We start from the raw sequence: 23,565 nt of genomic DNA, 5'->3' as shown, positions 1-23,565 counted from the left end.
CCGCGTTAATATGGTATAATATAGTTATACTCTTTTAGGCGGTGGCGTCATGCTTCGTTCGAATCCGAATATTCAAAATCAGTACGAACTAGTTTGTATTGAGGATCTCGTTCTCCCCCATCATCCCTTACGCAAGATACAAAAGCACATCGACTTCTCCTTTATTTTAGATCTCGTCCGTCCTTACTACTGTGAAGATAACGGTCGCCCTTCAACGGATCCCATTATGCTGTTCAAAATGCTCTTCATTGGTTACCTCTACGGAGTCCGCTCGGAACGCCAATTAGAACAAGAGGTTTATTCCAATACCGCTTACCGCTGGTTCCTCGGCCTTGGGTTAACGGACCGAGTTCCGGATCATAGCACACTGAGCTATTTCCGGGAACGGCTCAAAGAAGGAGATGTCGTACAACAGATTTTCGACCAAATTGTACTGCTCGCCATCAAACACCGTCTGGTTGCCGGGCGGGTGCTGGTGACGGACTCCACCCATTTGAAAGCCAATGCCAACAAACAGAAGTTTGTTAAAGAAGAAGTCACCAAGAGCACAAAGGCTTATATGGATGAACTGGACGAAGCGATTCGGGCGGATCGCGAAGCTCACGGAAAAAAGCCTTAAAGCCTCGAAAGGAGGTGGGAAAAGCCAAAGAGACCAAAGTGAGCACCACCGACCCGGAAAGTGGGTACATGGTACGGGATGGGAAACCGGAAGGGTTCTTCTATTTAGACCATCGAACCGTCGACCATAAGCACAACATCATTACCGACGTCCATGTCACACCTGGAAATGTGCATGACTCCGTGCCTTACGTTGAACGGTTGGAGTACGTGGTCAAGAAGTTTGGTTTTGAATCCACCTTAGAAGCTGTGGCTCTGGATGCCGGATATTTCACGTCGTATATCTGCAAGAAGCTGAAAGAAAAGAAGGTTTACGCGGTCATCGGCGGTAGAGCTTACACCCCCGTCAAAGGGTTAATTGCCAAGTGGCGCTTCAAGTATGATCCGGAGAAAAATGTATACGTGTGCCCACAGAAACATGAATTACAATACTGCACGACGGATCGTGAAGGATATCGGCAGTACAAGTCTGATCCAAATCATTGTTCGAGCTGCCCGTTATTGGCGGAGTGCACTCGCTCGAAAAATAAACAAAAAGTCTTGACCCGGCATGTGTGGCAGGATAGCAAGGAATGGGTCAAGCAAAACGGAAGAAGCAAATCCGGTAAATACCTATACCGCTTGAGATATCAAACGATAGAGCGAAGCTTCGCGGACGCCAAAGAGCTCCATGGGCTTCGCTATTGTCGGTTCCGCGGCAAGAAGAAAGTCCAGCAGCAAGCGCTCATGACAGCGATATGTCAGAACGTAAAAAAGATCGCCAATCTCCTGGCTAAGAGGGCCGGGTAATGGGCGATCTACTACTTTTGTGGGCATGTTTACCGCCGATAACAGAAAAAGCCCCAAAAAACGGGGCTTTGCCAACAATCTGAAGGTGCCCAGGAGGGCACCTTTTTCATACAATTGCTTAGCCATTTGCATAATCAATAAATTTTACATTTTTGACTGCATATTCCAATGCCATACTTATGATTTTGTTTCGAGAAGGATTACTCTTGCGGGCTGAACTCATCCAGTTGCTCCTGCAAGACCTTTTCTATACGTATTGACATCATTACAGTCTTGTCTTCTCTTGGGGCTATGATGATCTCGTCATTGCTCATGTAAATCACCTCACGTATCAGTATAGAAAGAAGTTAGGGGTTAAAACTCTGGTTTGTTGGAGAAATATCAGATACCTGCTGAGTATTTATTGGGTATGGTTATATTTTGTGTAAAGCTTGTCCTCTACTCGGATTAATCGTATAGACAGAGCGTCGAGTTTATCTTGTATATTGTGGAGTTGCCTAGAAAGTGCTTGGTTAGACTCGACAACTTGTTGCAACGCATAAGTCACATCGGAAGTGTTTATTAACATATCTTGCGTTACTACATTGAATTCGTCTGTTAACTTAAAAATTGCCTCATCCAGACCTTTTGGTGCTTGCGTCCTTATTTTTGAGAAAAGTTCTAGTATTTTCTCATCCGAGTGAAGCCTTTTATAAATTTCCTCTAAATTATCAATAACACAAAGATCTCTCTTGGTGTACTTGTACCTGCTTCCTTTCTTTTCAGGCTGGATCCAGCCTAAATCGATTGCAAGCTGAATCCGTCGATGGACCGTCGAATCAGATAACCGCAAATTCCGTGCTATTTCTGCAACGCTGAACTCTTGTTTCACATTATCAACTCCTAACTCCTATTTTTGATTGCGATCCCGTTTTTAAATGGAACAGGAAAAAACCATTGAACAAAAAAAGAGTAGAAAACTCCTATGAGAAGTTTTCTACTCAAGCTCTCGTGGCGAGAGAATTTATTATAATTAATCGAGAATTTTAGACAGACTGCGCCCATAAATGGGGGTAATTTACGACATTAGAATTGCTCCTGCCGCATGGCTGGAACTAAATGAATGGTAAATACAAGGTATAACTTTATTATAAACATCAATTTTTAAGTGTCAAGTGATAGAAACCTATGTCTGTATTTAAGCGCATACGTTCGCATCGTTAGGCGATAATACCCAACTGTGGAACGAATAGGTTTTACATTAGCAATTGTTGATCGAAGTGATTCGCTTTCGTGCCTGTACCCTGGTCTTGAACGTACTAGGTAGATCAATTCAATTTTTTGATCACGTTGTGAAACATACAATGCATACATTTTCATAACAATTTCCTTTGCGGGGCAGGTTGCATCTTACTTTGAGTTCTGAAGTCGAATCTGAAAATCATGTGAGGCGTATAGGTTGCCACGGTCTGAATGATGAAAATCTTGTCGCCAGGTCGCGACCAGTTGTACGTCCGGTCCAGAACCTGAATCACCAACTCTTTCATCATTCGTTCAGTCATGTGAAACCTCACTTTTTTTACGGTTGTATAGGTCCATATCACGCGCCTAATACATTGCCTAGCAAGGTAAGATAAATCAATTCTTATTCTATTGCTAGAGGTGAGATAGGGTAGTGTTTGGGGAAATGGTTGGTGAGAAATTCGGTGAGAACTTCAGTGAGAACCGTGGTGAGTGTCTCACTGAAGTTCTCACCGAGATTCTCACTGAAGTTCTCACTAAATTAATACCTGAAAAACCCTTGATAAATAAGGGTTTTTCAGCTTTTCAGAACAGTGAGAAAAATATGCGCTTTGGAGGGGTGAATAAATTAGTACAAAATCAAGAGGAAAGATTAAGAAAAATATATACCTTTTTTCTTTTTGAAGTGGTGAATTTAGGAGTTCTTTTTTTGAGTACATTCTTATATAGGGTCACCCAAAGGTCACTTTAAGACACCCAGAGGTGACCTTATCTTATGCTAATTGTAGGACCAAACGTTATAGGATGAGGCAATATTTGTGTTTGGCTTGAGATTTTATACGAATCTGCCCATTAGTAATATAGATATAGAGTGACTTTATGACACCCAAAGGTCACTTTAAGACACCCAGAGGTGACCTTATCTTATGGCTCATTGTAGGGCCAAACGTTATAAGATGAGGCAATATTTGTGTTTGGCTTGAGATTTTATATGAATCTGCCCATTAGTAATATAGATATAGGGTGACTTAATGACACCCAAAGGTCACTTTAAGACACCCAGAGGTGACCTTATCTTATGGCTAATTGTAGGACCAAACGTTATAGGATGAGGCAATATTCGCGTTTGGCTTGAAATTATATACGAATCTGCCCATTAGTAATATAGATATAGAGTGACTTAATGACACCCAAAGGTCACTTTAAGACACCCAGGGGTGACCTTATCTTATGACTAATTATAGGACCAAACGCTATAGGATGAGGCAATATTCGCGTTTGGCTTAAGATTTATACGAATCTGCCCATTAGAATATGATTATGGAGTGACTTAATGTCTTTGGAGGACTAGATAGCATTTGATAAGATAGGTTTATATAGATCAAGTTTTGATATTTGTGTATGGTGAGGCTAATAAATTGATGTGGGTATTATGAGAGTGTATTTTTCCATCATTCCTTACCTAGAGAAGGGTAGCTGAGACGAAAGTAATGATGTATAATGTAATAAAATGAAGCAAATGAGGTGTGATATTGAAGTACTTTGTTGTGTTGTCTTATCTAATAGCTATTGTTACAGCAAATGTTGTAACCGCGGGAACTAATCCTTTTATTTTTGGGTATTTTGTTATACCAGCAGGGACGTTTATCATTGGAGCAACTTTCATCTTAAGGGATTTTGTGCAATATTACTTAGGAAGGAAGCAAACATATTTAATTATTTTAGTTGCTATGGGTTTATCCGCTTTAACCTCGTTTATACTGGGGGATACACTGTGGATTGTTTTTGCTTCAATTCTTACATTTGCTGTTTCTGAAACTACGGATACAGAGATCTATACACGACTGAAATTGCCACTTTCACTCAGAGTAGCCTATAGTGGAATAGTTGGTGGTATATTGGATAGTGTTATTTTTGTAATTATAGGATTGTCCCCTTTAGGGGCGAATTTCTTGCCATGGAGCGCTGTAGCATATGCTATTATTGGCCAAATATTAGTCAAGACGTTTATTCAAATGTTCGCGGCAGTTATTGTGAAGGTCTTATCAAGTAAAATAAAAATGATTAATAACTAAAAGATAACCAAAAACGTTGGGGCCAAGTTGGCCCCTTTTCTATTACTAATTATTTCGACTATAATCCTAGTAAAAACTATGTTAGTATTTTTTTATTGATGACAAAACTAAAGGTGAAAACACAATGGGTAAACGTATTCTAGTTGTTACTTCATGTACAGGTGAGAAGTTACATAAGCCTGAGAATCAACTAACAATAGATGATTTTATGGATTCATCCCGTCTTCGGGAAAGAGAATTCGAACTTTTGAAGTTTTGTGAAAAAGCGGGCAAGATGTATACCGGAAAGCAACATAAGTTTCTAATGGATGGTATTGACTATTACCGAAATAATGGTGGTCATATAGAACTTGATATCATCTCTGCGGGTTACGGTTTGATTAATGAAAATGATGAAATAGTTCCATATGAAGTGACCTTTAACACTATGGATTCTACTACTATTAAACAGTGGTCGAGAAAACAAGGAATAACCACTAAGTTACAGGAAAGAATAAAGCAATTTGATTTGGTCTTTTTCCTACTGGGAGATAAATATCTCCAGTCAGTCGAGTGGCCATTGAATATTGATGATCATCAAAAGTTCATCTTCTTTGCTGGAGATTCAAGTAAATCTAAAGTATTGGTTGAAGATAACTACTATTTAATGTCAATTGGTGAACGAGAGGCAAAGAAATTTAGATGTGGATTAATAGGCATTAAAGGTTATCTCTTTGCTCAACTATTAGTCCAGATAAGTGATGAAAAAGAACTGTTATGGGAAAGGATAGCAAAGAAACCTGAATTGGTAAGAGATTTAATTCTAAGTCCTTATACAGCTGCCACGATGCAATTAGAACTTTTTCAGGAATTGAAAAATGAAGAACCCTTACTGAAGTTTTATACCGAATTGTATTATGTTGCACCAGAGTTGGTTGCTAAGAATTATAAGGCTGAGTTTAGATTTTTTATGCCGGAAAATGATGATCGTGTGGATCCCAACTTTGATTTCTTAACCGACCACTCAGATAAAAATAGAAACCCTCTCATTAATGATGTTTACGCTCATGAAATATATGGATCCCCTCAATATGATGGGATTCTGATTTCAAAAGTAAATATAGATGCCGCGACTCAGCAAAAGAGGGAACTAATCAAAAAACATGGGATAAGGGATTTTTTGCGACTTCCTTCTGACTACCCAATAATGGGTGATTGTGGTGCATTTAGCTATATTACTAATGAAGAACCGCCATATTCGACGGAAGAGATTATTCAATATTATGAGGACTTAGGGTTTGACTACGGAGTATCCATCGACCATCTTATAGTAGGTCCTTTCAAGAGTAATGAGGAAACACGAAATAAAAGGTTCTATTTAACTTTAGAAAAGGCTAAAGAATTTATTAATGTTTATCGTGAACGAGAGCGTAGTTTCCAACCAATTGGAGTTGCCCAGGGTTGGAGTCCTGATTCATTCCGTGAGGCTGTTCAATATATGATCGATTTGGGTTATAATAGGGTTGCTCTCGGTGGTCTTGCAAGGGAGCAGTCAGACAAGATCTTTGAGATACTTAAAGAGATTGCGCCAATCATTCCTCACAAGGATTTTAAACTTCACTTGTTTGGAGTAGCCCGTGACATGAGGACGATGTATGCTTTTCATAAACTAGGTGTAACATCATTTGACTCAGCATCTCCATTAAGAAGAGCTTGGTTAGGTTCCGGACATAACTACCATACTATTGATGGGCAGCATTATTCTGCAATTCGTATACCAGAAGCAAAGGAAACTGCCGGTAGAGTAAAGAAGATGCTTCTTGAAGGTAAAGGAGAGTTTGAACAATATAAAATTCTTGAGCAAGAGGCGCTGCTGGCACTTAGGCGATTTAGTAAGAAACAAATCGGGGTTGAAGAGGCCCTTAATTCTATTCTAAAGTATGATGAGTTGCTAGGGGAAAAGCGGGAATCTCATGAACAATTATACAGAGAAGTTTTAGAAGAAAGGCCATGGGAGAAATGCAATTGCAAAATTTGTGCAGAGATTGGTATTGATGTTGTGGTGTTTAGGGGCAATAATCGAAATAGACGCAGGGGATTTCATAATACCCTTGCCTACTATGAACAAGTAAAAAAAATGCGCAACAAATTTATGAATTGATCAGTATACATTAAAGTTAACCCCAGTCTCTTGTCCTGGGGTTAATTTATTTAATTTCATGGGGTGAAGATATGTTGGTTTTGTCGGATTTGGAAAAGTTATATCGTGACAAGAGAAAGGTTTTTTACGGTGTATTTTCCCTTGGGGTTATTGGAAGTTGGGGGATTAAGTCACTTAATTCAAAACAAGTAACTGAAACAGTTATTGTTTGTTTTACTAAAATAATTGAAAGAGAACATAAGTTATACGAATTAATAGAACCTCAATTAGTATCGTGTATTCCCCACGGAGGATCAGAGGAACAATACGTGGTATTATTCATGGAAAAGGGAAACTATCTACCATTATTTATTGAACAAGTACTTCTATCTATAATTCCCTTCGAGCAGATTATAGATAAAAATACTAAATCAAGCAAAAACTCAACAAAGACCTTGAAAAGACATTCACTAGAGGAGACTATCTTAAGGGTTTTTAATAAGCATCATGAGCAAGAGGAATGGAGCAAGTTAGCAGATTGTCTTACTGAATATATAACTGAACTCATTAATAGATATCCAAGTCTGGGATACTTGCCGGTTGCTGAACGAATACGATATAGAGAAAAATATGTAGGTGATCAAAGTTTTGCTTGGGAAATGTATCTTAGATACTTTTATGATAAGTGGTTGACGGGGGTTTATTCCAATATAGCTATTCCCGATTTAAATAAAAATTATAGTAATAGCATTTGGGAAGGGAATTTCTTTGACCGAGGGAATCCACTTTGGAGCACATATTTAGGCGGTAATGCAAAGTTTAGTATTTCTCCAACTCAACGGTTGGAAATCTATTCTATTTGGAAACAACTTATTGATTGATTGTATTGGAAAATGATTGAACTAACAGTATATGGATAAACTAATAAGAGAGTCAATTATGACTCTCTTATTTTTTTTGTAAAAAAGAGTAGCTGGGAAAAACAATAATGTGCTATGATGAGACTATCACGTAAGATCACGTAGAGAAGAGGGTTGTGAATGCAATTTTACGTAGGGTGGTCCCATAGCGATGCTTTATTTTCTGATTATTACTCTGACTGTCCGACACTTGTAAGTGCTGTATCTGACAATCAGGGAACCCTCAAGAGATTTAAAAACAAACCAAATAAATTAATCATTGATTGTGGTTCAGTTTTCTATGTAAAACAACAAAAAAGACCTACGCTCAAACATGTATTTGAGATCCAAAGGTCATTAATAGATGAATGTCCAAATACATCTTCAATTAGGTTAGTACATTTTGACGAACCCATGTTCAATAAGACTTCCTTATCAGACCAATATTATGCTATGGAAAGAACGCTATATAACGCTTATGAATACTTAAAGGTTGTATCAGAGGAAAAACTACCGGTCAATGTTTCCACAATGGGGGTAATCCAGGGATTTGATAGAGCAAGTGTTCATTATTCTGCGAATGAATTAAAAAAAATGGGTTATCGTTTTTTCGGTATTGGCTCGTTATTGGCTAAGAACCAAAAACAACAAATAGAATTCATTAAGTACGCAATTGAAGCGGTGGGAGCTGAGAATTTACATGTTTTTGGTGTAACAGGTATTACACAAATGGCAGAAATGGTCAGAATGAGGGTTGCATCGTTTGATTCTACCCGGCCAACTATGGCAGCTGCATATTATCAGGTATTCTATAGCAATCCTTTCCGGACTTACGTAATCAGTGCCTCCCGTGCCAAACCACAATCCGATCGACTAGGAGAACCGCTCTATTGTGAATGTCCTGTTTGTAAAGAAAACCCACAGGATATGTTTATTCCTTCGCCGCGGCCATACATGCGACTAAGATCTATTCATAACTATTATCACTTGGTGAAAACAATAGAAAAGATGAAAGTAGGTACAGAAAGGGAGGAGGTAGTTTAGATGTTATTCCAAATGTGTTATGGTCCCGAGATTCGTACAATCTATGAATGTATACAGAAAGGTGAAGCAAACAATATCAGGGATTTAAAAGATAAGATGCAATATCAGGATGATGGTGATATATCCTCCTTAATTGAGAGCACAATAGTATTTCTCAAAGATCTAGAGTTTATTGAGCAAAGAGAACATAGTTATCATCCCATGGTTCCTAATTGGAGCACATTACACGCTCTATTGAAATTTAGAGAGTTAGCGAAGGTTTCAGAGGCCAATTCCTTAAATTATATATTCGCAAGTATATATGAGGAATTTTTCGTGAAACCGAACAAATTGTTTATTTCAAATATTCACTATCATGTGAACTCAAGTTTTCCTAAGACAATGGTTGGTCATGAAAAAATAAATGCTTGGAAACGTATTATGGAGTACTTTGGGATTGGCAGGCGAGCCTATGCAGGGTTCTATGCATTACCTCAAATCGAGTTAATTATAGAGATCATTAGAAAAATTGGTCCATGGGAGGGTGGTTTACACCCATACTGTGAGCAATTTATTGATCCTATACTGCCGTGTATGACGAAGGATGGAAAAGTTTTTAATGGCCTATTGTTTGGGTTAGTTGCATTAAGTGAAAGAGGACATATTAAAGTCGAGATGAAACAAGACCTTCCCTTTATGTCTTATGGCCCAAATTATGAATGGAACTGGATAAGAATTGGAGAGGATGTCAATCTATGATTCCTTGCCTAAATAAAGAATCACTTAAGCTTTTGGTCGGTACAGCTGATGAAAGATATTCTTACTCATCCGAGTATTTCAACGAGACTCATTTTCCACAAGTGATGCATAAATATCAAGGTAATAATCTTATCGCAGAAGTGACTGAACTGGAGTTGTTGGATGACCTATCAAATGTTGATACTGCTGGAAATAGGGTTTATCTTGTATTTGGCTCTACAGGTTCTGGAAAATCAGAATTGTTATGTTGGATTAGAGACCAATGGATAAAAAGAGTACAAGATCGTCCTGTCGTTCGAATTTCTAGGACTGAATTAAATCCACAAGTATTAATTAAGAAATGCTATGAGACATTTAATATACCAATACGAACTGAAATTGATGAAAACCGTTGGGAACTTCTGCAGAAAAAGCCTGTAACGTTAATTAATCAGATGGTATGGTCGACACTTTCAGATATTTTGGATTCGGATGAAGAAATCATACCTGCAGCTCTTTTATTAAGACATCACATAGAAAGGAATATTTTGGAATTTACTAAGCAGGTTGAAAATGGAAAGATAACAACTCCTCTTGAGGTGCTATATCCAGCACAGTTTGAAGAATTACTTGCAAATACAACGATTACATTGAACCTGGATTATGAGGGCGTTCGGCAAGCGCTATCACGTAAGTTGGATCAATATTTGTTTGAAGGATGGGACATGGGGTCACTTTTTAGACATTTGTCTAAGGAATTGGTCAAAAGGAATATCCGACCGTTGTTATTAATTGATGATTTGGTGCAATCAGTGAACATATATGCCAACGACTTGTTAGATCAGTTAATAACCCTTGAAGAGGGGAATTGGGATGTAGTCATAGGACTTACACCAGGTTCGATACAGGACTCAAAACGAGGAGTCGAAATAACGAAAAGAATTCAGACTCTTGATACGATAGATGACCGTGTTAAGAAGTTGTGGCTCTCAGACGAAACCGGAAAGGTATTCTACAATCTGGGTCGTGAACAATCGGTTCCTTATATGAGAAAGTACTTATCTCAATTAAAAGCGAGTCAGGGGTTTGATTGTTCAATGGCTTGTGCTCATTTCACAGATTGTAAAAGTCAGATAATAACGAATAATGTATCTGTAGATGAAAACGAGATTGTTCTCCATCCCTTTAATGAATCCATGATTCGTAGAATATATGATGCAATTCCAATCGGGAAAGGTAAACTCAGATACATAATTCTATACTCAAAGGAGATTGTTCGTTTTTTTCAAAAGGGAGATCGGAAAAAAATATCGAGGATTATTCCTTATATTGCCAGAGAGGCCTTTGCTGAACATCCTGATGTATTTCTAAAGACCATAGCGGAATGGATGGCACCTGAAGAAGATGATTCTGTTGTATTACCGCGATCATTATTGAAAAATTTTGGGTATCAATTACCAGACCAAACTGTTCGATTGCATTCTTTAGGAGGTACATTTGCAACAGAAATAGATTATAAAACGATTGATAAACAGCCACAGACGCTAAGTATAGACCATCTAGTAATCCGTGATTGGGTAGAAGGGAAAAAGACAAATATCGAATTATTAGAACCAGTTAGATTAGGTGTTGCGAGTTTACTACATGATGTAACAAAAGCAACAAATATGTTAAGACCTTTTACTCCAAGGTCAAGTTCTGTGATACAAAGGAAGGAAGTTGTTAAAGGGGCGAGATACCCCATATCATTTCAAGCAAACTCTTCACTTTATGGGCATATTACTGTCAGGAGAAGTTTAGCGGCGCTTGAAGTATCGAATCTACATCATGCAAAACCATCTGAACGTGCGAGATTTTTTAATAGAATTTCGAATGATTGGGATACAGCTTCATGGGTATATCAAAGTGACCTTTTACATCATGAGTGGGAGAGTAAACTTGAAGAAGTATTAGGAATCAGCCTTAATGAATTTGCATATAATTTGAAGTGCTGGGTTGAAGAATGGGTCTTATTAAGTAAATCGGATTGGGCCAATATAAAGGACTCTCCCTTTTCAAAAGAATTGAGGGATATTACCGAACAACTTTTTCAAGATTGGTATTTGTTACGGGATAATATGATTGATCCTATAAAACCGAAATATTTCGATTTCGAACAGTGGTTAAACAACATAACCCCAAGCAAATCGTTAGAACAATATCAAATAGGTACACAGATACCCTTAAGTTTATTCTTGTTAAAACTGAAAGATGAGTTTAATGAGTACAAATCGGAATTCTCAGTACAACTTAGAGAAAAATTACTAGAAACAATCGGGTTAACCCGATATTTACATTCATTGGAAGACCCGACAAAGAAACAATATGCCATTACTCTTGATTTACTTAGGGAAAAACATACTTTAGATTTTATAGATTACAAGACGTTCCATACTGTAAATCAAAAGATGGTACAAAGTGGAGTTTATGAAGATTTTAAGTTTGTTCAAAAAAGGGAAAAAGTACTCCTAGAGTGGTCGAATAGGGTAAATAGTTTCAGAGGACAATTGTGCAAACTAATGTCTGATATTGAAGATTCAAGTGAGTGGAAAGCTATTGAAGATTCTAGTTTAATAACAGAAATGAGTGAAGATCAAGTTGTTCAATTGTCTGAAGATATGATCCGTTTGATCCAGACTCTAACAATGACACCTCGTGGTGTAGTGAGGGAAATCTTAATATCTAAGGTAATTACACCAACAACTATTGGCGTTCAGAAGCAATGGAGGAAAGTGCGGTGGATTGTTGAGCAGTTATTAAGTTACAAGTTTCCTGATTCGAATTATATACATGACCTACAAGCTTGGGATGGTATTGACTTCCACAAAGTTATGGTTGAATTAGTCCAAATAAATAAAAGGGCAACCGAGATATCAAATATTGTTTCAAGAATGTGTGAAGATATGGGTTGGTATGATATTGAAGATCTTCAGGGAGCAATTACCCGTATCAACAATTCAACTGACCTTCGTCCAGCTATAAGGAGACAATTAATTCAACTATTAGAGAATGGCTACAGTAATCTCCCACTTGTACAATGGAAGAATTTAATCGAGGAAATGAAGGGGAGGTTTCCAAAAGTATTTGAAGTTGTGGATATTAAGTTAGTAGCCGGTAAGGATCTGTAATAATGTTGCTGCTTAAAGGTAATATCCAATTGTCGGTGAGAATTCCTGTCCAAGGGTCGTCATATAATTGACAGTATAACAAAAAAAGGTGCTTCCGGTTCGTCTGTGCCAATATGTTAAACAATTAGAAGCGGCATTAAGTTAATGATCAAAACCGGGAACAAACAATCATAATTGTAAACTTTACGTGGACCCCCAGTTGAACTGGGGGTTTTCTTATGCATCAAGAGGGGGAAGTCGGTTCAACGACTTCCTCCTTCTACTTATGTAGGGTTTACTGTTGTAAAATGGTGGTAAACAAAGTATTTTGTTGAAAGCATTAAGCGTATTTGATACGTTTATCCTATATAAACAGGAAGAATGGCTTGGTTATAGAAGTATACAGAAAGCAGTCTGTGAATAAAGTAGAGAAATTATTAAAGACCGAATACAGGTAACTGGAGGAACCAACGTGGGAAAAATATATATTGGTTCATTCGTTAAATCGAAATCGGATGGTAAAGGAGTTGGAAAACTGACTTCAATCTCCGACAATACAAAATCCGTTGAAGTCACTTACTTCCATTCGATACATGAGCAAGAGAAGGTTTCTTATCCCATGTCTGATATCTCGGAAGTTATTCTTCAACATCAAACCCGTTGTTATTATTATATCGAAGAAAATGACCAGTGGGTGATGGGAAGAGCACTTCGTTTGGTAGACCAAGAGTATGAAGTTGACTTTCCAGATCGGTACTCGATGTATATTGCGCCTAAGGATTTATTCGTACGTTGTGATGAGTCTTTGCCTAATCCGACAGACGTTTTGTCTATATTGGGACAAGAGACAGCATATTTTCATATTCGTCGAGCTGTCTTTTTGAAAACGTTAATGGAGCAACGTGCCGCGGCGAAAGGTATGACAGGCTTAATCTCCTCCAATATCACTCTGATGGCCCATCAAGTTGAAGTGATTCGGCGTGTTTTAGAAGATCCTGTGCCACGGTATCTTCTTGCCGATGAAGTAGGACTTGGGAAAACAGTAGAAGCAGGGGTCATACTTAGACAGATGTTATTGGATGAAGGAGAAAGAAATGCTCTTATACTAGTTCCGGCTTTCTTACTAGCACAGTGGAGGGAGGAATTGGACCATCGATGCCAGGTTTGGCAATTTCCCGGACGCGTACACTTTGCAGCTGTGGAAACTTTTGAAGTGGATCGTTACTTTTTCCCGGATATCGTGATTATAGACGAGGCCCACGAGGTATCTAAGTTGGCTTTTTCAAAGGACCCGGCAGCCATAAATCGTTATGAGAGCATCAAAAAAATTTGTCACCGTGCACATGCCTTGTTGCTTCTTTCAGCAACTCCGGTCCTAAACAACGAACACGAATTTTTATCCATGTTACATCTTCTCGACCCCGACAATTACAAACTGAATAAGTTGACTGACTTCCAGAAGAAAGTTATGTTTCGACAAGATGTCGGCAAAAGTTTGCTGACATTTCGTGAAGACACGAAACCCTTTTTACTTAAACGAGGTATTGCGAATTTGCGCACCTTGTTTGAAAATGACCCGATATTGGATCGGATGCTTGTCCAATTAGAAGACGGTCTGAATCAGTTCAGTGAGGATGAAAGACGCAGTCTTATTCGGCGAATTCGAGTACATATTTCTGAAACCTACCGACTTCACCGTCGCATGCTACGAAACCGGAGAGAAAGTGTAGGGGATTTACTCAAACACACTCGGGGCGAGCATGAAATCGTGGAACAATCTGATATTGATGAACGTACTGAAATCCTTCATCAAGTATTAGATGAGTACCGGTATGAGGCTTGGGCATCCGAAAGAGATTTATGGGAAGAGGAAACAACAACTTCCTCCACTTTGTTTCAAATTTGGTTACTCTTCTTGGAAACGGCGGGAAGTGATGAAAAACTTTTCTGTGAAATTGTTCGATCACGTCTTAATCAAAAAGTCACACTGCGATTAGAGAGAGTGATTTCAAAAAAACTTCTCGATTCCCTAACCTCAGGACATTTCCGCGGTGAGAAAGACCTTCTTGAGCGCATGTTGAAAGTGTTCGAAGAACAAAGTGAATTTGGAGACAAAATTCAATTGTTAATTTCAATTATGAAACATCTTCAACATAAAGCAAATCGTGAGGGAGAACCTCCTCAGAAGATCGTCATCTTTACCCAGTATACGCAAGTGTGCACGGACATAGTGAATGGACTTCACGAAGCATTCGGTGAAGGTGTAGTAGGCGCATATCATGCAGGTTTGGATCAAGAAGACATTGAGAAAGTCACTGATGCTTTTCGTAATGACTCAAAGATGCAAGTATTGGTCTGTGATAGCACAGGGGAGATCGGTCGAAATTTTCAATTTGCAGACCATATGATTCACTATGATTTGCCCTTGTCACCTAATCGACTGGAGCAGCGAATTGGCCGATTGGATCGTTTGGGACGTGTAAGACCGTTCCGTATGACAGTTTTGACAGGCCCGGATTCAAAGGTCAATTATCAATACGCATGGTATCATTTATTAAAAAATGGGTTGGGAATTTTCCAAACGTCGATTTCGTCACTGCAATTCTTCGTTGACCAACATATGCCGCTAATTCTGCGGAATTTATATATCCATGGTCTACCTAGGCTAGAAACGAACACCTTGGAAATCTGCGCGGCGATCGAGCAAGAAAAAATTAAAATTGCGGAACAACAAATCATTGACGAAATAGATGCTCGTGAAAATCAAGCAACCACTTTTTTCGAAGAGTTAGTCCGATACGAAAGTCATCCTCTAAAAATTCAAACCTCGGTAGAACCGTGGATCATTGGAGCATTGAATTTTTTGCCGCAAAGAGGGATTCACGATGGCCAAATTCTGTACAAAGCTACAGAACGGACTTTAGTCCCAACACTTCATCTGAAGGCGTTACATAAACAAATGGACATGCCCGGTTGTTACGATCGAGAAAAATCTGTTCAACTTAAAGAAACTAAGATGTACCGGATCGGTGAACCTTTCTTTGATATACTCAGCGATTACTTACGTTGGGATGATCGAGGACAGACCTATGCTATCTGGCGTCGTGTTCCTAATTGGGAAAAAGGAACTGAAGATTGGCTCGGATTTTGCCTTCACTATATCATCGAAGGCGATACCACCCCATTAAAGCAACTTCTGGCTAGACGTGGAGAATTGAATAAAGTGAAGGCATTCCGGCGAATACTCGATAAATTTTTTGAACCGACCTATATCACGGTTTATATGGACTTCCGCGGTCAACCCGCTAGCATCGAATATATCAATCTCATGGAAGCACCTTTTCTTGATGTAGAAGATGGTGGAAACGACACCAATATTACAAAAGAGAGACTGAATGTCATTCGAGACACTTTTGCTTCCAAAACGTGGCGAAGGCTATGCAATAATTGCGAAGGAAAAGCCAATGAAAAACTCTTCACGGAACTTTCTTTTCAGGAATTGTGCGCTTCCAATGCGGAGCGTGCCCGAGTTCATTTTAAATACATGAAAACCCAGATGGAGTTGCGTAACAGTTACGAGAGCAAATGGGGAAAACAAGAAACATTTGACGAGGAACTGTATTCGGCCATAATCGATGGAATTGAAAAACCAAACGTACACCTGGATTCGGCTGGTTTCATGGTCCTTTCAGCAAAAATGCTGAAAAAACAGAAACAAAGGGGAGGGAATGGGGTTGAACGAATGGGATGAGTTAAAAGATTGGTTGGAGCAAGGTGATTTCAACTACCTCCCCCCATTTGAAAATCCATTCTTCCTACGTTTCGCAGTAGCGGTCTCAAATGGTGTAAGCGGCAGAGATCTTGCTGCACTCGTGAGGGGAATCCTTAGGGCAGAATCAGAGAGAAGTGGTGGACAACGAATCCTCTTAAAGGTGCCTAAACAACAGTCTTGGCCTACTTTAGCGATGTACCAGGAGGCAGGGGTTGTTGCTCTCGAGGAGAATGAAAATACATTCCTCGTGTATGCAGAACCCTGGGCACCCAATTGGTTGAATTTCAAATCTGGTGAGGAACCAGACAAACCCTTATACGGTCTTGTGAAGCGGAGTCACCTGAAAGAAGTCCAAGGTGACCCGTTTTTGCCTGAAGTGGGCCGACATTCTTATCGTTGTGGCGCACAACGAGATGCCGTACGTTCCCTTCTGACCGCACCTGAGGATGCAACTGTACTCATCAACCTGCCAACCGGTACAGGAAAGAGCCTTTGTGGGCAGTTACCTGCACTCATGATGTCGAAGCAAGAAGGGGTCACTGTCGTTATTGTGCCAACAGTGGCATTAGCATTAGACCAGGAAAGAGCACTCCAGCCTTTGGTTGATCATCCGATGGCGTATTTCTCGAGTTCCTCACGTCAAATGGAAAATGAAATCATAAAAGAAAAAATTATGGATGGATCGCAGCGAATTGTATTTACATCACCGGAAAGTGTTCTACAGTCCTTAAATTTTCCTATTCAAATTGCGGCACAACGCGGTTTCTTAAAAATGCTTGTCATTGATGAGGCACATACGGTGGATGGATGGGGGGAAAACTTCCGTCCAGCTTTCCAAGAGTTGTCCGGTTGGCGTAGAATGATCCTTCGAAAATCTGCCATCCCATTTCGGACAGTCTTACTATCTGCTACCGTTACCGAATCTTGCTTAGGTACGTTGGAGAAGTTATTTGGGGGCCCCGGACCTTTCGATGCCTTTTCCGCTGTATCTCTTCGCCCCGAACCCTCATACTGGGTTGCAAAATGCGGTAATCAAAATGAAAAAACGTTGCGTCTCCTTGAAGCAGTTCATCATCTACCTAGACCACTGATTGTTTACACGACGGAGGTCGAGGATGCTATCGGTTTATGTGAAGTGTTAAGGAAAGTGGGTTACGATAGAGTTTGTACCTTTCACGGAGAAACGAAACAAGACAAGCGAGAATCTATTATCCTGGACTGGCAACATCGCCGTATTGATATGGTTGTCGCAACTTCAGCGTTTGGTCTTGGCGTCGATCAGGCCGAGGTTCGTGCGGTCATCCATGCTTGCGTTCCTGAGAGTATTGATCGGTTTTATCAGGAAGTGGGGCGAGGTGGACGTGATGGTCGGGCCTCGATGTCTTTATTGTTATACGATTACGACGATCGGGAACTAGCACGTCGAATGAGTGTCTCAAAACTAATTACTGTAGAAAAAGGCCGTCCTCGTTGGCAGCGAATGTTTTCGAATCGTGAATTAGTACCGGGACAACTCGATTTGTTCCGATTACCGGTATCCATATCACCAGGCATGGGCCTAGATCAGATTGATAGCAAAAACGACTATAACGAACAATGGCATCTCCGGACCCTTACTTTATTATGTCGCATGGGTGTTCTAGAGTTTGATTGGGAGCAAACAGGACAATTCGAGGAAGACAGCAACGAAAACTGGCGAATCGTGCGTATGCTCCGTCATGATCATCTTGAAGAATCCTTTTGGGAAGATGTTGACCATTTTCGTCTAGAGAGTAGACGTTCAAATCGGAGCGAATTTGATTTGATGGAACGAATGCTCAGTGGCGAAGAGTGTTTCTCCAAACTCTTTAAGGAAATCTACTCAATTCCTGCTCACCATGATCCAACCAGTAAGAGGCGGGAAGTCATTGTAGCAACTGCCTGCGGCGGCTGCCCCGCATGTCGCAAGGTTGGGCAACATCCCGGAATTCCGGCAATGAACTCCTATCCATTGCAGTGGGAACAGGAACATAAGATCACCAATTTACTCAAACGGTATTTGGATACTGTCCATAATCAACTGGTTCTTTTTCGCTCATCCAGTACAAGTAAAGAAGCACCATTACGTGAAAAACAATCAATGCTCCGTATGATTCGTTGGTTTGCAACTCAAGGTATTATGCATATCGCAGCATCGGGGAATTGGTTGAATTGGATTCAAGAGGATGAAACATTATCACGGCGATTTACCCTAATGACAAGTGATATTCGGGAGTATGCCGGAATCATGAGATTAAAGTGGAAAGTTCCAACAATCGTCATCCATGAGAAGTCCGAACATGATAGTGCGGTATTCCGGTGGATGCAAAAAAACGCTGAACCAGGGACTCCCGTTATTTTTTTGATTCCTGAGACAATGGAGCATCCCACACGTCCGGGTTATCTATTAAGTGACCTGATTGATATCCGCTCTTATCGATATGAGATATTTAAACAGGAGGTGGGCTTATGAGTTTATTGAAAAACCCCCAGGCATCACCAAGTCGGGTTTATGCCATATATCGTTTAACGCTACAATTTCCCGACCGACGAATTCATCCAGATACGTTACGGCGCCTCATTATGCCTCAGGCCTTTGCATCAACAGATCGGAATGAAACTGATTTTGTAGGGGATTCGCTTCGCGAACTGACCAATCTTGGACTCCTAGTTCAAGATAAAGACGGGATGCTTTCTATTAACACCGCTTTACCTCAAGAAGTCTTGCAAGCAACGAAAGTGGACGCGAGTTTACCACATCTAATTCGAGAATGGACACTTACTTCAGACCCCGCGTCAAATCAGAATGAAGATTTAGCCAAAACTATTGCGTGGTATATGACGCAGAATCCATATAGCGCTCCTGGAAACTGGAAGGCAGTGGAGGAAGCGCTCCTTCGTCAGTTGAAAACCAAAATGGATTGCTCAAGCGACGCAAGATATGGTCAGTTCGAAGACTGGATTCTATATTTTGGGCTTGCCAAACGGATTCTAAAACAATTAATTCCAGACCCTACGCAAGTCATCCGTTACTATTTACCACAATTGTTTTATGACAAGCGCACTCATAATGTTGAGGAGATCGTTAAGCGGTTGGCTAAACTTTGCCCCGTTTTGGAACAGGGGCGATACCGGGATTGGGTGAATCAGGAATTTGGCGTAGAATCTTCACTTCCAGAAGGTCACCTTTCGCAATCTAGTTCGCTTGCTTGGTTACGTTTACACGAGGAAAAGTACGTTCTTCTTGATAAAAAATCAGACGATGATGTATATATTTTTTCCGAATTTAAAAATACCTATCGCTATTCCGAGATTACGTGGCAGGCAGAGGAGGCTGTTCGATGAATCCACTAGTTTGCTGGAAACCGGAGCAAATTCATAAAGTCATGGATACGGATGCCTTACACATTCAGCGGCATATGTTTTTAGCCACCCACCATCCCATTAAAATGTATAAACAAACGGCTGGCATTAAGGTGCAGGGGAAAGGCTCTCCATACGACGAAACCTCGTTTCTACATGATTTTATGGCAAAGAAGGATTACGCCTTTGTTCCCATATTGGGGGAGTCGGGTACAGGTAAATCGCATTTAGTTCGCTGGTTACATGCTCAAATTGATCCAAAGAATCGGAGAGTATTGCTTATCCCCCGTCTTTCCAACTTAAAAGATATTATTTTGATGATTCTGGACGGTCTAGAAGAATCGATTTTTGAAGAATATCGGCAGAAGATCCTTCGTTCAGCCGGAAGTGTTTCTTTGGCCCAAGCAAAAGAAATGCTGCATAATAGCATCACTTACTATATTGGACCAAACGGAAATCATCCCGTTGAACAATTGGATGATTACGAGCAACATTTTATGGAGAATTTACCCCATCTCTTTCGTGATCCAGCATTGTATCCGGTCTGGTTTAAGGAAGGTGGCGTTATTCACCAACTAGCAGACCATATCGTAGGTGGAAACGGAGGGCGATTAAACGAACGTAAAGAGTTTTCAGTCGAAGATTTACCCCTAAACCTTTCGTTTATTGATCGTGCAAGCCAAGATGCAATTTCTATCTATTCTGATTTAGCCGGCGACTATGAATTACAACAAAGGGCAGTCGAATGGATAAATCGCAACTTAGATAAGGCCATTTCCTCGATGTTGAATTTGTCCAATACGGATTTGATTCAATTGATGAGTGAAGTACGAATGGCGCTCGCTCGAAAAGGGATCGAATTAGTGCTTTTAATTGAAGACTTTACGGTTCTACAGGGAATCGATTACCAGTTGCTCGATGCGCTTATTTATAAGCCTTCTTCGGATGCTGGCGGAGATAAATTGTGCGATATGCGTGTCGCACTTGGGTGCACAACGGGTTATTTCAAGCGATTAGAGGATACCGTAATTACGCGTATCGATTTCCGCGTTACACTCGATGTGGATGAAGAACTCGTACCTCCAGAAGAAATCGAACGTTTCGCTGCCAAATACTTAAATGCGATACGGATGCCAGAAGATCAAATTTCGGATTGGTTCTTGAAATCTGAAAAAGGAAACCCGCTTCCTTCGGCATGCGCGGCAATCGAATGTCCTCACATGCACCAATGTCATAAGGCATTTGGGGAAGTGGAGGGAGTTGGATTGTACCCCTTTAATCGGGTCGCCCTTCATACCATGTATAGTCGCGCAACAAAAGAAGAGAATTTCAATCCCCGTTTATTAATTAGCAAAGTACTTCGTCATATTACAGAAAACTATGCAGATTCCATTTTGGAAGGAACCTTCCCGTCGTCCACGCTATTTGATCATTTCGGTGGAAGGACAAACAATCGCTTAACGACCATGGTCAAAAGTGAAATCGAACGACGAGATCCGGTACATCATGAGCGCCGGAACACGCTTATAGAATTATGGACCGAACAATTCGACGTCGTGGATCTGCATCCATTCGTTCATGAGGCGTTTAGTCTCGACCCGTTGCATGTAAAGGGTTATGGATTTGATGATCAATACACTCACACAAGAGAAAAAGATAAGGATAAGGAAAAAGAAAAAGACCCCCATGTAGGTGTTGGTACTGGAGATCCGGGAGGGCTAGAAACTGATCCCCAAAAACCACGTGTGGTTCAACCTAGTCCACAACCCGTTAATGAATTACCACAGAAGACCGAAGAATTGTTACGAATGGTAGATTCATGGGTAAACGAAGGGATCATTCCTCAAAAACTAACCCAAGATTTACGTGAACTCGTCTTTGACGCATTAAATGACTTTATACAATGGGATAGTGAGCGAATAAACGGTAGATGGTTTATCGAATCAAGGTTGTGGAGTAATAGAAGTATTAATTTTATTCGTCAATCCACCCAGCAGGGAACGGGTCCTATCCTTATGTTGCTCCCGCAAACGGAAAGTGAATGGAAGGATACAGCGCTTGCGCTCCAAGGTCTTATTTACTTCGACCATTACAAACATTGGGAATTTAAACAAGGCACCATATTTTTACGTATTGTTACTCGCTACTTGGAGAAGTGGAGTGCACTGCTTCTTGAACAAATGCGTAATATTCCACTTACAGAAGGAAAATGGAACCCACTGCCGTCTACGATTGAAGTCCTTGCCATCACGGCAGCAATGAGTGGTTTAGTGGACGATACGACAGTGGAATCCCTTGCAAATGCATTATTTAATCCCCTGGTAGAAAAAAACGGTAAACGTTCGAGTGAATGGGATAAGGTATTTGGTACATTAACGAATTACCGAGAAGAAATTATGAATTTTGCTTCTGCGCAATTAGCCATGGTGAAAGGGGATTATACCAAGTCAGTTCGTTTAATTGATGCCTCAAAGGTAGTGGGACAACTTTCCATCATGCAATTGGACCACCTAATCCCGACTCCCGAAGATAAAATCAACACATTTGATAAACTGAACCGTTCCGCAGACCTTCTAAATAAAGGGTTGCTCAAAGCGATTGAAGCCGAGAGACAGGATAAAGAGCTATGGGTCAAGATGGTTAAGCAATCCTTAGGTGATAAGATTGACGTAAAATGTGCAACAAATAATCTTAAAAAAGCCTACCAAGCGTCAGCGTCCTCCGCAACACTACGTGATGATCCGTCGAAGATTCAATCTTCGATTGCGATTCTCGAAAGTCGCCCTATTGCGGACATCGTTCGTCGTATCGAAAGCGTCATCGACAAGTCCCCTTTGGAAACACTTGTTGAACTTGGTAATCTGCCCATAAATCATATCACGGAAATTGAGGATTCCATAAAGGTATTAACTAGTTTCTTGGAAAATTCAACCGAAAAGATCGAAAAAGATTTAAGCGTACTCCAGCAAAATGAAGCCGTTCAACAACTCGAACAAGTAAAAAGCGATATCAATGACCAACTGAACATGATCATTCAAGGATTACAATCTATCTGAAGGGAGGGGAACGTATGCTAGCAACAAGATCACAGCGTTTTATCGAATTGGTAAACACCAAACAAAGGTTGGAATCGGAAAAAGAATCGTTGAAATTTTTTACGACTCGTAAAACCGCACTCCAAGAGATCGTCAGCGCATTAGCGGGGGTAAGTACGAGTTACCAAGTCATGACAAATGTCGGAATCCCGTGCCCAAATTTACGGGAAACGATCGAATCGGCATTAACCATGGTAAAAATACGATTAAAACATTTTTTAGATAATCCCAATAAGGCCCTTGATGGGCAAGAATTTGTTCCCTTTCAACGTCAATTAAAGAGTGCTGTAGAGACATTGAATAAGCGACTTCTTGACATATGGAATGCTTATATACAGCAATCATTACCACACATCCAGACCGAAACGTTAGTCATCTTCAAAAAAATATCCAGTTTTCAACAGGATATTGAAGTGATGAATCAGCGCTTACAGTTAATAGGTAATGCTTCCAATCACTTGCCCATGACGGTAAACGAAGTAAAGAAAGTTACCGAAGAAATTAAGTCCGTGCATGCGATATGGAACCGATTTGGACAAGGAAATGTCCCGGGTGAAGTGCTAGAATTCCTCAAACTTGCTGGAAGTCCAAACGGAGCACCCATCCGACTTTGGACATCGGAAGTCATTCAATGGCTTGAAGAACAAGGAATAAAGGAACACTGTACAATACGGATCTAGAAAAGAGGG

14 protein-coding genes are annotated in these 23,565 nt (G+C 40.2%); 13 read left to right on the top strand and 1 reads right to left on the bottom strand.

Annotated elements, in window-relative coordinates:
- Window positions 1-49: 49 nt before the first annotated feature.
- A protein-coding gene (locus tag ACSEXW_RS15515; RefSeq protein WP_438447084.1) for an IS1182 family transposase occupies window positions 50-1,407 on the top strand; the annotation gives its coding sequence in 2 pieces (ribosomal slippage) (window positions 50-617 and window positions 617-1,407; 1,359 coding nt in all).
- Between the two features lie 400 nt (window positions 1,408-1,807).
- Here the strand turns inward: ACSEXW_RS15515 and ACSEXW_RS15510 are convergent.
- Window positions 1,808-2,278 carry a hypothetical protein gene (locus ACSEXW_RS15510; RefSeq protein ID WP_438447083.1) on the bottom strand — a complete coding sequence of 157 codons (471 nt, stop codon included), beginning with the start codon at window positions 2,276-2,278 and terminating at the stop codon, window positions 1,808-1,810.
- Window positions 2,279-3,061: 783 nt separating this feature from the next.
- On the opposite strand from ACSEXW_RS15510, the gene ACSEXW_RS15505 reads away from it, so the two are divergent.
- From ACSEXW_RS15505 to ACSEXW_RS15450, 12 genes are all read left to right on the top strand, one after another.
- Complete coding sequence (locus ACSEXW_RS15505; protein ID WP_438447082.1) at window positions 3,062-3,379, top strand: hypothetical protein; 318 nt, start codon at window positions 3,062-3,064, stop codon at window positions 3,377-3,379.
- A gap of 781 nt (window positions 3,380-4,160) precedes the next feature.
- Complete coding sequence (locus tag ACSEXW_RS15500) at window positions 4,161-4,703, top strand: VUT family protein (protein ID WP_438447081.1); 543 nt, start codon at window positions 4,161-4,163, stop codon at window positions 4,701-4,703.
- Between the two features lie 124 nt (window positions 4,704-4,827).
- A complete protein-coding gene (gene dpdA / locus ACSEXW_RS15495) occupies window positions 4,828-6,843 on the top strand; it encodes a tRNA-guanine transglycosylase DpdA (RefSeq protein ID WP_438447080.1) in 2,016 nt (671 codons plus the stop codon).
- Window positions 6,844-6,914: 71 nt separating this feature from the next.
- Window positions 6,915-7,703, top strand: coding sequence for a hypothetical protein (locus ACSEXW_RS15490; RefSeq protein WP_438447079.1), 789 nt, complete (start codon window positions 6,915-6,917; stop codon window positions 7,701-7,703).
- 159 nt (window positions 7,704-7,862) lie between these two features.
- The gene (locus ACSEXW_RS15485) at window positions 7,863-8,765 is read left to right on the top strand and encodes a tRNA-guanine transglycosylase (protein WP_438447078.1); all 903 of its coding nucleotides are present in this window, start codon (window positions 7,863-7,865) and stop codon (window positions 8,763-8,765) included.
- Complete coding sequence (locus tag ACSEXW_RS15480) at window positions 8,766-9,503, top strand: hypothetical protein (RefSeq protein ID WP_438447077.1); 738 nt, start codon at window positions 8,766-8,768, stop codon at window positions 9,501-9,503.
- The gene (locus tag ACSEXW_RS15475; protein ID WP_438447076.1) at window positions 9,500-12,649 is read left to right on the top strand and encodes a hypothetical protein; all 3,150 of its coding nucleotides are present in this window, start codon (window positions 9,500-9,502) and stop codon (window positions 12,647-12,649) included. The genes ACSEXW_RS15480 and ACSEXW_RS15475 overlap by 4 nt, the downstream gene beginning before the upstream one ends.
- A 451-nt stretch (window positions 12,650-13,100) precedes the next feature.
- Window positions 13,101-16,379 (top strand): protein DpdE, encoded by a 3,279-nt coding sequence (dpdE, locus tag ACSEXW_RS15470; protein ID WP_438447075.1) that lies wholly within the window; start codon window positions 13,101-13,103, stop codon window positions 16,377-16,379.
- Window positions 16,363-18,891 carry a protein DpdF gene (dpdF, locus tag ACSEXW_RS15465; protein WP_438447074.1) on the top strand — a complete coding sequence of 843 codons (2,529 nt, stop codon included), beginning with the start codon at window positions 16,363-16,365 and terminating at the stop codon, window positions 18,889-18,891. Before dpdE ends, dpdF begins: the two co-directional genes overlap by 17 nt.
- Window positions 18,888-19,763, top strand: a complete 876-nt coding sequence (gene dpdG / locus ACSEXW_RS15460; RefSeq protein ID WP_438447073.1) for a protein DpdG — start codon at window positions 18,888-18,890, stop codon at window positions 19,761-19,763. Before dpdF ends, dpdG begins: the two co-directional genes overlap by 4 nt.
- Complete coding sequence (dpdH, locus tag ACSEXW_RS15455) at window positions 19,760-22,837, top strand: protein DpdH (RefSeq protein ID WP_438447072.1); 3,078 nt, start codon at window positions 19,760-19,762, stop codon at window positions 22,835-22,837. The genes dpdG and dpdH overlap by 4 nt, the downstream gene beginning before the upstream one ends.
- 14 nt (window positions 22,838-22,851) lie before the next feature.
- Complete coding sequence (locus tag ACSEXW_RS15450; protein ID WP_438447071.1) at window positions 22,852-23,556, top strand: hypothetical protein; 705 nt, start codon at window positions 22,852-22,854, stop codon at window positions 23,554-23,556.
- Window positions 23,557-23,565 lie beyond the last annotated feature (9 nt).

The organism is Oryzibacillus soli, assembly GCF_051594765.1.
Lineage (GTDB): Bacteria > Bacillota > Bacilli > Paenibacillales > NBRC-103111 > Paenibacillus_AR.
Note: the sequence above shows the minus strand (reverse complement) of the source record. Positions and strands in the feature narration are given on the sequence as shown.